The following is a 12,778-nucleotide window of genomic DNA, read 5'->3' on the forward strand; positions in this document are numbered from 1 at the left end:
GCACCGGCCGACGCGTACGCGACGCCGGGGACCAGCAGCGAGCTCACCACCAGCAACGCGAACGTCAACGCCACCACGGCATCGACGCGGGCCAGCGCCTGCTCCCACCCACCGAACCGCGCACCGACCTGGGCAGCGACCTGCCCGCCAGCCCACCGCAACCACGCCACGGCCAGCCAGAAACCCAGCGCCGCGCCCCCACGCACCTCACGCGCACTCGCCGCGACCCGACCACCCACGGACCGGAACCCGGCAGCAAGCCGGCTCCCCGTCTCCGCGAACCACGCCTGCGCCCGCTCACCCAACAGCCACCGCAGAACCGCAACGCCCACCCACAGAGCCGCAGCGAGCACGCCGAGCCCGGCCACCACCAGGACCAACCCGTGTGCTGCAACGGTCGGCTCACCCGGACCGGCGGCGTTCGCCACGCCGAGGCCGAGGACGGCGCCGGCCAGCATCCCCGCCAGCCACGCGGCCACGCGCGCCAAACCGGCGAGCAGTCGGCGCACGAACCCGAGCCGCGCCCGCACGACGTCGCCCACCGTCGCCGCCGCAGCGGCGACATCCCTGACGATCCGCTCGAACACCGGCGGCGAACGCCCGCCGCGCCACCGCAGGTACAGCGCCAGGCCGCCGATCGCCGCGACGGTGACGACCCCGCCGACCACCGCCGCAGCGATGCCCGCCGCGTCCGTGAAGCCGGGCAGCTGCTCGGCGCCGGTCGACGCGGCGGAGCGGCCCTCGCCGAACCCGAGGAGCAGGAGCCCGGCGCCGATCGCGGTCACGACGACCGGGGCGACGATCCCGCGCCGGCCCGTCGCGCGTTTCGCGCCGACCGACTGCGCGCCGGGGATGTCACGGAGCTCGACGGTCGCGGCGTTGATGCGCACGATCGCCTTCTTCAACGCGGCCCTGCGGGCCTTCAGCTCGACGTACCGCTGGCCGCCCAGCTTCTTCCGCCCGATGCGCAGCTCCGCGTTCACGGCCTTGAGCTCGGCCGCCGGGCCCTCGGCGAGTGCCTTGGCACGAGCCTCGGCGCGGGCCAGCGCCCTCGCCAGGTACCGGCTTGCGGTCGGCTTCGGCGCCACGATGGCCTCCCGCGCCCGTTCGAGATCGGCGAGCCGCGCGAGCAGCTGCGCCCGGCGCGCGTCGAGCCGGGCGATCCGCGCGGTGATCCGCCCGGTCCTGACGACGAGCGCCTTCCCGAGCCAGTCGAGCTGCCCCAGCGCGGGCGTGGAGAGCAGGCGGGTGTTCAGACGGGCGATCTGCGTGCGGATCGACTCCAACCTCTTCTTGATCCGCGCCTGTGCATCGAGGTTGCGGTTGACAAGCCGCTGCTCGTAGTCCGCCCCGAGCAGGCCCAGCAGCTGCACGGTCTCCGAAGCCCGGCCCTCGTTGTCGGCGATGGCCAGTTCGAGGCGGCGCTTGAGGCGTGGCGAGGTCGTCTTCGCCATCCGGGCTTCCTGCCACGCCCGCTCGCGCTGGTTGCGCACGAGCATCCGCTGCGCGTGGTGCAGCAGGTGCTGGAAGGCCCGCCCGTCGCGCCAGTCCGGGAAGGCTCGCAGCTTCGCCCCCGCCCGGCCGGGCACCGCGCGGGCGATGCCACGCGCCACCCAGAAGACGAACACGTTGGACCACCGCATCGGACCGGTCAGCAGGTTGAGCCGGTACGTCCGGTTGGCCGTGTCGTAGGAGAACTCCTGGAAGGACACGCGGCGCTGCAGCACCGGCATGTCGAAGACGCGGATCTCCCAGCCGAGCTGCCAGTAGACGTAGCTCTCCCACATCCTGGCCGCGACGCCCCGGTAGTAGGAGGTGGCCCAGTAGAGCAGGAACTGCGGCAGCCGCTGCCAACCGACGACCTTCGGCGTCCGCATGCCGGACATCGGGAGGAACATCATCGTCGAGACGATGAAGTGCTTCAGGAACGGACCGGTGGTCACCACACCCGGGATTCCGACCAGGAACGACAGCTGGTGGTCGGGCACGATGGCCAGCGGGTCCTTGTTCCGGTTCTCGTACTCCTCGGTGAGGCCCCTCGACATCGACTGCGTCAGGAATCCGCTGATCAGCCAGCCGGAGCCGACGATCTGGAAGAAGAACGCGCCGAAAAGGTGCCACTGCTCCAGCGGCACGTTCCACAGCATGACCCCGTACGCGAACATGGCCGCCCGCTCCAGCCGCTGCGTGTACAGCGCCTCGACGAACCGGCCCGGCCACAGCCAGAACTTCCACCACTTCGGGGCGTTCGGCTTCGGCTCCAGCTTGAAGTGCGGGAACAGGAACAGGAAGGGCATGAGGTCGGTCGCCAGCTCGGGGCCGAGCAGCCACGCGATCGCCGCGAGGATCAAGGCTGCCACGCCGGGCAGGTACATCCGGTGCTCGATCACGACGTTCATGCGCTTCGGCGCCTGCACGACAAACCGAGCGCCCGCGACGACACCGGCCCGCGCCGTGAGCAGGTGCGCCCGCACGAACCGCACGATCGGGTCGCGGAACCGGATGACCACCGCGGCGACCACGGCCGCCGACAACGTCATCGAGACGACATCGGCCACCGCGAGCCCGGCGACCAGGTCCGCGGCCGGCGGCGCCCGGCTGGAGGCCAAAGCCGGCCCGGCGTCGACGAGCATCCAGGTCACGGCCCCGCCGATCACGAGCAGGACCACCTTGAAGGCCGACAGGATCCGCGTCAGCCAGCCGTCCCGCTTCTGCGTCGGCGTCGAGCTCGACGCCGCGGCGGCGGTCTGTGCGATCTGCACGAATGCCGAGCGATTGTGGAGTACGACGTGCTTGCCGTTGGTGAGCGAGTCACCTTGGTCGGCGATCACTGCGTCCCAGCCGTTCAGCACGGCGAAGACGCCGAGGCTCTCGTAGCGCCCGTCGTCGTAGCTTCCTCCGAGGGCCTCGACGAGCACGTGGTCGCCACGCGCGCTCGCGTCGAGCCGGGCGAGGTTCAGCTGACGCAGCGCCTCCTGGCGGCCGATCACCCGCGCCCCGGGGTGGAGGTAGCCGGCCAACACCGTCCCGGGCCGCGCCGGCCCGATCGCGACCTCGGCCCTGTGGTGCGCGTAGTTGAACGCCGTCCAGCCCGACGTCGTGAAGTTCGTTCCGTTGCCGAGGGTGCCGTCGCCCACGAAGGGCCGATCGCCCCGGATGAACTGCTCGACGTACCGATCGGCCTCGACCCCGTGGAAGCCGCGGTAGATCAGGGGAAGCCCGGCCGGCGGCGCCTCGGCACCCGTGGCCGGCAGGCCGTGCATGCCCTGCGCCTCGGCGATGGCGGTGTACAGCTGCCGCCTGCGCTCGTGGCGGTTGCCACCGGAGTAGGTCGCCGTGAGCAGGGCGCGCAGCTCCTGCCGGTCCCACTGGTCGATGGACGTGTACTTGGCCGGGCGGTACCCGCCACCCAGCCGCACCGGCGGCGCGTTGGGCGCGATCGGGATCGAGACACCCGGGCGGCCCAGGCGCACGGCACCGCGGGCGTTGACCGGGTCGGTGAGCGCCCTCGGCGCCGCGGCCCGCCGCCGGCCCTTCTCGTCGTAGAGGTACCAGGTGCCGTCGGTGGCGATCCGCGACCGGCCGCCCGTCGCGACGGTCGGGCCGTGCAGTTCGGCGACCGCGTCCTGCACGAGGAGCTGCACTCCGCCCAGCGCGACGAACAGCTCGTGCAGCGCCGTGGGGCAGGCGGCGAGGTTGCAGTTGGGCAGCACCACCCGCGGGCGATGGCCCGTCTCCCGCGCGATCCGGTCGGCGCGCTCACGCCAGACGTCGAACGTCGAGCGGGACGGCTCGGCGTCCGCCGGTGCCCGCACCATCGAGATCATGTGCCTCAGCTGGTCGGCCGTCGGGTAGACCTCGACTCCGTCGACCACGAGGTAGAAGCCGCGCTCGCCGGTGTGACCGACGATCAGGAAGTCGGCCGGGTCGGACCACAGCTCCAGCGCCGGCGCCACCACGGGATCGCCGCGTGCCGCGAAGATGAGCCCGAACCCGGCCGGGCTCGCCACGACCTGCATCTGCGCGGCGAACGCCGGCATCTCCGCGTCCGTCAGCTGACGCTCGGGCATCTCCGGGATCGTTTCGGCCACCGGAGCTGCGCCGGGCCGGCCGGAGGCGCGCAGCCGGCCGAGGTCCCGCGCCAGGAGGTACCACTGGACGGCGATGAAGATCCCGGTAGCGGCCACCCCCACGAGCCCGGCCAGCAGGAAGTGCCAGCCCGTCGGGTTGGTGCGCCAGTCCGGCTGCGTCTCGCTGTTCGGCTGGTCGCTGCTCGGCTGGCCGGGCTGGTCGGTGCGGGGCACCACGCCGCCGGGCATGTCGCTGCCGGGCTTGTCGTCCGCGGGGGGCACAACCACGACGGGCGGCGGGAGCACCTTGTACTTGTTGCCGGGCAGCGGCTGCAGCCGGTCCTCGGTGATGCCGAGCCGCTGGGCGATCTTCCCCCGGTCCTCGCCCGGCTGCGCGCTCCAGATGCCCGGCCAGCTGCCCGGGATGGCGAGCTTCTCGGTCGGCAGGATCAGGTCCCGGCTCTCGACGGTCGGGAAGCGGCCGGGGGTCGCGTCGGCGAGCACGTCCCAGCCCGCGTCCAGGCCCTCGGCCAGGTAGCCCAGCTCGTCGCCGGGCAGCACGATCAGGGTGCCCGGCAGTTCGAACGGCTGCTGGGCGGGGTCCGGCTGCGGCGCCGTGCGCAGGGCGAGCGCAGTGATGGTCGGCGTCCGCAGGTCATCGGTCTGCACGACGGCCGGGCGCGCGTCACGCGCTTCCGGCTCGGCGCGCGTGTCGCCGGTGGGGGTGGAGAGCACCAGGATGCCGGCCGCAGCCAGTACAGCGAGCCCGCGGGCCACGAGGCCGCGGCCACCAGGTGTCGAACCCGCCGGGACCGTGCTGGGCCGAACCGGGCCGTCCAGGGCGGGCGCAAGCGCCCACGCCAGGTCCAGCGCCACGCCGACCCCGATGGAGCGCACCGGCCCGACCACCGCGAGGGCAGCCTGGATGGTGAGCTCACCAACCGTGCTCAGCCAGGCCGGTGGGCCGCGCGCCTGCGCCGTCCGAACCGCGGTCACGACCACCGCGGCCGCCAGCGCGATCAGCATGCCGGTCAGCACGGGCGCGTGGCTCCAGGCGTCGCCGAGCGCCCCCCAGAGCGAACCGCCGCCGCTGTTGCCCCCGGCCGAGCCGCCGATCCCGACCGCGACGCCACCGCCGATCACGCCGGTGCCGACGACGAGCAGGACCGGACCGAGCGCGCCCGACCCCGCGCCGGCCGAGGCGGTTTCGCCGTCGACGGCCGGTGGCGTGCCCGCAGCCATCCAGTAGGCCTGGTCGCGGAGCAGCCGGCCCTCGTCGCGCACGACGTCGAGCTTGGCGATCCTGGCCGTGAGCCACTCCGCCTGCCGCCGCGCGAGTTCGGCCTGCTCCAGCAGCTTCGTGCGCTCCTCCAGCAGGCCGGGGATGAAGAACGGCACTCCGGCCGCGGCCTGCCGGTAGTACTCGGCATCGGCCAGCCGGTCGTCCCGCTCGTCGCTCAGCGCCGCCCGGCGCTCGGCGATGCTCTCGACGACGCCGGCCTGGGCCACGTCCAGCTCGCGCAGCTGCTGCCAGTGCGCATCGGTCATCCGGTCGCTGCGCCGCTGGACGCCCGCCGTGCGCAGCTGCAGGAGGTGCTGCCGCTTGTTGTTCGGGACGCCCTTGTTGGCTCCGTCGACGGCGATCGCGAGCGCGAGCACCCCGCCGATCACCCGGACGCCCTTGGCGTGGCGGTCGAGGTACGCCTGCGCGTCGGCGGCCCGCCGGCGCAGCGCCGCGACCTCGGCCCGGATGCGCTCGGCGTCCTTCTTCCAGCTGACGTCGGCCCGCCGGCCCGGCCCGCGACGCTTCTGCGGGGGCAGGTGCGACTGCCACGGGAGCTGCTCGAAGAGATCCTGCGCGGCCTTGTTCAGGCTGTCGGCCACCGCCTGCCAGTGCTCCTGCAGGGAGATCTCCCGCTGGCGTGCGTCGCCGAGCTTCGCTACCCGGCCGCGGACGCCGGCGCGCCAGTCCCGCACCTGCTGCAGGCCCGCCTCGGAGAGGGAGGTCTTCAGCACGCCGTCCTGCAGGCTGTCGATCATCGTGCGGCGCTCGTCGGCGGTCCAGTCGAACCGGTGCCGGGCCGCGAAGGCGTCGGCGAGGGTCTCCAGGCCCAGCGGGCCCTTGCCGACGGTCCCGTCGATCAACGTGAGCACGTCGCGAACGGTTCGGTGGTCGCCCCACTTCAGCGCCGCCTGCAGCTGCCCACCGGGCCGGCTCCCGGACGGCAGGAACGTGTCCAGCGCGCTCCTGAGCTCGAGGCCCGCTCGCCGGCCGGCTACATCGCGGACGTCGTTCCACCAGGGTGTGAACTGAGCGTGCTGCTCCCGACCGCGCTTGCCCTCGGCGACGATCGAGTTCTTTTCGGCGAGCCGGCGCCGCGCCTCGTCCGGCAGGGTCGCGACCATCCCCGACGCCGGGCTCTGGAGTTTCGCGAGCTCGGCCTTGGTGAAGTCGCTGTAGGCCCAACCGCGCTCCGAGTCGATCGGGTCGAGGTAGCGGTTCGACGCCGCGTAGAGGTCGTTCCACATCTTCGCCCGGATCAGCTGCTTGACGCCCGGCGCGTACTTCGGGCTGACGCGAACGGGCACCATCCGCAGCCATCCGGTGCCGCCGTTGCGGAGATCCCGCTCCAGCTCGGGTGTGATCGCGACCGGCATCGGCAGCAGCGGCGCCGTGAACGACGGTCCCCCCGCGCCGCCGAGGGGCTGCTGGGCATTCGGCTGGGCGTCCAGCGCAGGCACGGCGGCCGCCTTGAACGCGCCGAGCATCGGCAATGCGGTTCCGCGCATGGCGGTGGTCCCGGTGCCCGGTGCGCCACCGCTGCCCATGAAGGAGGCGCCGGCCGCGTTCGACGTCGACGTGGTCGGCACGAGGCCCTTGCCCTGCGCCGACACCACCTTGACCTGGACCGTGCCGACCTGCGGGGCCGGCGTGGTGTCGCCCGCGACCGGCACGACCACCTGTGTTGCCGAGAGGATCATCACGCCGAGCCCCTGGCGGACCTCGGACTTGGCCGGCAAGCCACCGGACACCGGCTGCTTGCCCGGCGTGGGCGGGGTCGGACCCTGCGGCCCCATCGGCTCGATGACCATGTACTTCGCCGGGGGGTCCACCTTGGGCGAGGTCTGCGTCGACGTCCACTCCCCCGTCTTGACCGACTGGACCAGCGTGAACGTCCCACCGGTGCGGCCACCCGGAGCGGGGGTCGGGAGCGTGTTCAGCGTCAGCGCATCCGAGGCCGTCAGCGAGATGGTCCCGCCGAAGCGCTCCTGCGCCGTCGGCATCTTGACGGTCACGATCTCCGGGGCGGGCGGCAAGAGCCCGCGCGCTTCGAGCGTGGGCCGGACCCCTTCGCCGCCCTTCTTCGCCGCGGCGGGCGCGACGAGCATCAGCCCGCCCTGCGTCAGCCCGATCATCGCCAGCCGCCTGGTGGCCGGGGTCATCGTGCGCTCGTCGCCGATGAAGCTGCCGACGGAGTGCAGGTAGGTCGTGGTGCCGGCGGTGATGACGGTCCGGTCCAGCGCCGACCCGACCGCCGTTGCGGTGGCGCGCGACGTCCGGACCGCGGGCACCACCCTGGCGGCCACCCGCCCGGCGCCGGGGACGACGGTCAGCGCGAGCGTGGTGACGTCGCCGAGCATCCGCGGGTTGCTGAGGCTCATGTCCTGGTTGTGGTTGGAGCGCTGCACCATCGAATAGACGCTCTTCCCGGCGGTCATCCCGAGCCCGGCGAACGCCGCCCCGGCGAACCACGGCGCGGCTGCTCCGCCGCTCGCAGCGGCCGCCCCCGCCGTGCCGAGGACGATCAACCCCATGGCCGCCGTGTCGTACACGTGCTCGCCGACGGTGGTCTCGTTCGCCGCGACGCTGCGCAGCCGAACCGGCCCCGACGTCGCGTAGATGTCCTCCGCGAAGCTCAGCACGCCGTCGTCGGGGAACACCTCGTTGTCCTTGAGCAGCTTCTCCATCGTGGGGTAGGTGCCGCCGGCCGGGTCGATGAACTGCTCCGACGTCCCCTCGGCGTCGGTCACCCGCCACAGCGTCGGCTCGCCGGTCGCGCCGGTCGGGTCCGTGTACATCGCCGTGATCGCGTACGCCCTGCCGCCGGCGTCCTGGATCGCCTGCAGGGTCTTCTCGACCTTCTTCTCGTCGACCTCGCCGCGCTGGTCGGTGAAGAACGGGCGGATGCGATCCCGCTGCGCGGCGACGTCCATCTCCCTCGACAGGAAGGTGTTCTGGTACTGCTCGGCGGTGTAGCGGCTGGCGAAGTTCGCGAGCGTGTCGTTGCGGTAGCGGGCCTCGAACTGCTTCGCGAGCTCGGGGTCGGCGTTGTACCGCATGCCCGGCATGTTGAGCGCCGCGGTCTGCGCCCGCATCGTGTCGTCGCGGCCGGTCGACGGCAGCATCACGACCCTGCCGAGACGCTCGTTCGGGTCGGTCGGGTTCTGGCGCAGCGACGCGTAGGTCAGCTCGGCGAACGTGCCGTAGCTGCGGATCGTGGGCGCCGCGGCGACCGCCCGCGCGTCGTTCGACGCCGCCAGGTCCCTCGACAGGCCGGCGAACGCCGCCATGTCGGCGTCGGCCTGCCGCATCTGCGCGGTCCGGGTCGTGTCGCCGGTTCCGCCGACCATGATCAGGTCGATCCGCCGGAGCGCCGCGTCGGACCTGTCGAGCCGCCCCTGCACCCCGTCGACCGCGATCCGGTGCTGGACGAGGCGTGCGTCAAGCGCGTCGATGCGGCCGTTGAGCTGGTCCTCCCACGTCTTCGTCTGGGCGTCGGACGCGTTGAAGGCGGCGATGTCCTTCTCCAGCGCGGCCTTGTCGCCGAGGAGGCGCAGCGCCTCCGTCTGCAGCCCCATCGCCGCCGTGTTGGCGACACCGTGCTCGTAGAGCACCACGCCCAGGTTCGCCTTGGCGACGTCGAGGGAGCTCGCCATCGGATTGTCCCGGCGCACATCCCGGGCCATGGCCGGGTTCAGCGCAACGAGCTGCGCCACCACTTCGGGCCGGGCCTGCAGCTCGGCATCGGCGTTGCGGGTGTCGACCGGGAGGTTGGCCAGCGTGATGCCGTCGATCACGCGGCGGTCCTCGATCCACCGCGCGAACTCGCCGGTCGTGTCGGTCCCGACCCGGTCCTGGATCTTCCTGATCAGCGGCTGCACCTCGGCGTACCGGCCCTGGTCGCCGGTGCGGAGGTAGTCCCCCATCCCGGTCGAGACGGTCCGCATGTCCGCCGCGACCTCAGGTGCCTTCTCCCGCATGACGTCGTCGTGGATCCGGCGGTCGTAGAGCGTGATGAGCGCGAAGTCGCTGTCCGCCCCCGACATCGCGACATGCCCGTCGTAGACCTTGCGGTCGGCCGGCGACAGGCTGTTGTAGGCGGCCGGGTCGAGCAGCGGCAGCCGGACGTTCGGGTCGGCGGGGTCCATGCCCATCGCCCGTGCCACGTCGTCGTCCATCTGGGTGCGCGTCGACGGGCGCACCTCACCGGGGCGCACGGTCAGCGGCAGCCAGCCGCGGTTCGGGTCGGCCACCCAGTCGTACTTCGTGGCGGTGGCTTCCGGGGTCTCGCCCGGCCCGCGGACCGGCTCGATGACGACGTTCTTCAGGTTGAACGTGTTGCACTGCTCGCTGCAGACGTAGCGGCGGCCGGTGCCGTCCTGGTTGCCGAAGAACAGGCCGATCGTGCTGTTCGCGGTGATGCCCGAGACCGCGTCGCCGTTGCGCGAGCTGCCGACGTTGCACTCGTTGCCGTGGCAGACCATCGCGGCGCCGTCGCCCTGCGCGTCGGGCGACTTGTACGCGATCCGGCAGCCCGCCTCCGCGCACGTCCCACCCTCGCCGGCCGGGCTGACGAACACGAGCCTGCCGTTGCCCTTGTTCTCCATGGAGAACTTGCCGTTCGGGGCGCCGGGGGTCGACCGGAAGTCGTCCTTCATCACGCAGTTGCCGCACGTCGTGACGCCCGGCGTGGCCAGGTCGTACTCCGCCTTGTCGGTGTAGCGGAGCTTGCCCTCGTCGGAGAACCGCAGCGCCCACGCGCAGCCGGCCGTGCAGGGTGTCGACCCCTGCGCCGCAGGCGCGATCCGACGGCAGGGGCCGCTGCACTCCGCTGTGCCGTTCTTGCCGTCCGCGTCGGCGAACTCACCCTTGATGACGTCGTCACGGGTCGGCGCGAGCGATCGGGCCTCGGCCGCGTACTTCGTGTTCGTCGGGTCGAAGTTCTCATAGGAGTAGCCGTTGCCGAGCGGGACGGTGGCGCGCTGGCCCTTCATCTCGAAGGAGCCGTTGCTCATCCGGCCGTTCGCGTCGAGCCCGGCGCCCTTCACCTGCGTCCAGCCGCCGCCCATCTCGGCGGGACCGTTGCCGGGAGCGATGATCGGGAGCGCAGCGGGGGTGGGCTGACCGGCCGTCGGCGCCCGGAAGGGCAGGAACACGCCCCGCCCGTGCCAGGAGACCTCGGACTGGTGACCGGCCTCGTCGATCGCCTTGATCTGCGCCTTGCCGGAGAAGAAGAAGGGCTCCATCTTCTCCCGGAACCCGACCTGGCCGAAGCAGCCGCCCTCACACGTCGTCGTGAAGGTGCCGCCGGTCGGGTCGGCGAAACGCTGGTAGTGCGTGCCGTTGCCGGCATACGTCACCCGTGAGCCGCTGTAGCTGTCGTAGGTGCTCGACCCGTTTCCCCGGACCCACCCGCCCGCGCGGCCCTGCGCGTCGGCGGTCAGCAGCGCGGCGCCGTCGGTCGCCTCGTTCTTGTCGACGCCGAGGTCGGGCCGGCCCGCGACGCGCGGGTTCTCGATGGTGACCTTCTTGCCCTCGGCGTCGATCGTCACCGTCTGCCCGCTCTTGCCCTGCATGACGCACGGCAGCGGGCAGTCGGTCGTCGGCGCTTCGGTGGCCGGGGTGTCCGGGTCGAACATCGTGACGGGGCACGTCGCCGCGCCGCCGCCGCAGACCGCCATGGCGCCATGCAGCTCGTCACCCATCTCACCCTCGGCCGACGGCGGCGGCGGGGGCGGCGGCTTGAGGATGACGTAGGCGTCGGAGTCCTTGTCGCACCAGCCGTCGCCGGAGCAGCCCGACGCGGCGTGCTGCGCCAGCGCGTCCGCCTCGGCCCACACCCCGCAGCCGCCGTTACTGCCGCCGCACGTCGCATAGGCCCAGGCGAAGTAGTCGGCCACCTCGTCGCTCGCGGAATCGGCCACCTCGGTGTGGGCGTAGAAGTCCGACGAGCAGTTCGTGCCGGCCGAGCCCTCGCAGATCGCGGCGGCCGACGCCTGGCCGTACCCGGCGCTGGCCTCCGTCATGACGAAGACGTGGCCGCCGCCGAACGTGCCCGACTGCTCCCCGGTGGCCGTGCCGTACGCGTTCGAACCGGGGCCGCTCGCCGAGGAGGCGGAGTGCGCCCGGTAGCTGAAGGTGCAACCGGCGTTCGCGCTGCCGTCGCAGGACGCCGCAGCCATTGCCGCACCGTCCTCGGCCATCGTGGCGGCGCTCGTCCCGCACCAACCAGTGCCGGACGTCCCGCTGGTGCCGCAGTCGGCCTTCGCCGTCGCGGTCGCCTTCGCCGAGCGGCTCTCGGCCGCGGAGTGCGCCTCGAAGCGGAACGCACAGGTGGCGCCGGCGTCGCCGAGGCAGGTGGCCGACGCCATCGTGCCCGTCTCGGCCGCGCTCACCCGACCGCCCGCGGCGCACTGGCCGGCCGCCTGTCCGCCAGTGCAGGCAGCGGCCGCACTCGCGGTGTTGGTGCTCTCCTTGCCGGCGAAGGAGGCGTTGCCCTCCATCCGCGCGGTGCAGCCCGTGCCCTCGCAGCCCGCCATCACCTCGGCGGTGTGGTCGGCGACAAAACCGCTGGTGCTGATCCGGCACGCGCCGGTGGCAGCCGCGCCGCAGTCCGCGACGGCAACCGCGTGGGTCGTCTTGTCCTGCATCGGCGCGGTGCCGGTCCGGACGTCGCCGATGATCGTCGCGGGGTCGTCGGTGCCGACGGTGGTGCTCGCCCCGGCGACGGCGCACTTCCCGTCGCCGGTCGCGCCGGTCGTGCAGGAGCCCTCGACGGCCGCGCTGGTCATGCCGAACGGGCCGCCGGCCATCGCCGAGCCGCTGGCCGTCGCCGAGGTCGAGATGGCTGCCTGGCAACCACCCTTTTGGCCGGTGCAGGCGGTCGAGCCGTTCGCGATGGAGACGCTGGTCGGGTCGGTGACGGGGCCGTTCCCGGGGCCGGCGACGGCGTTCGGGTCGGCGGCGGCCTTCGCCGCGGCGACGGCGGCGTTCGCGCCGCCGTCCGGGGAGGCAGCGGATGCCGAGGTGCCGGTGACGGTGCCGGTGCACGTCTCGTCGCGGCAGTCCAGCGTTGCGGTGGCCTGCGTCATACCGGCCCGGCCGGGCAGCATCGGCGCGCCGGGTGCCGTGCTCTCGGCCTGCCCGCTGGTCGTGAGGGTGCTCGCCGTCGCGCCGGAGCCGACCATGCAGCCCTTCGCGCCGCCCGTGCAGGTCGCGTCCGCGCGGGACGCGCTGGCGGTGGCCGGGTCGGCCTCGCCGTTCAGCGCACCGGTGGTGGTGGCCTCGGCGGTGGTCGTCGCCGTGCACTTGCTGCTGGCGCACCGCGCGGTCGCGTTGCTCTGCGACAACGTCGCGGGGGCGCCGGTCACCGGCTTCGCAGCCAGCTCCGCGGCCTTCGTCGCGGCCTCGCCCGCCTGCTTCGCCG

Annotated in this window: 2 protein-coding genes; one reads left to right on the forward strand and one right to left on the reverse strand. The window is 73.0% G+C overall.

From position 1 onward, the window contains the following. Positions 1 to 12,164: hypothetical protein (locus LL648_RS42075; RefSeq protein ID WP_232668588.1), on the reverse strand; the 12,164-nt coding region annotated here is incomplete at its 3' end. Here LL648_RS42075 and LL648_RS42080 point away from each other — a divergent pair. Beyond that, the coding region (locus LL648_RS42080) for a hypothetical protein (protein WP_232668589.1) at positions 12,112 to 12,778 on the forward strand (667 nt) is incomplete at its 3' end. The two genes, LL648_RS42075 and LL648_RS42080, sit on opposite strands and share 53 nt — an antisense overlap.

Source organism: Pseudonocardia sp. TRM90224 (genome assembly GCF_021245725.1).
GTDB lineage: Bacteria > Actinomycetota > Actinomycetes > Mycobacteriales > Pseudonocardiaceae > Pseudonocardia.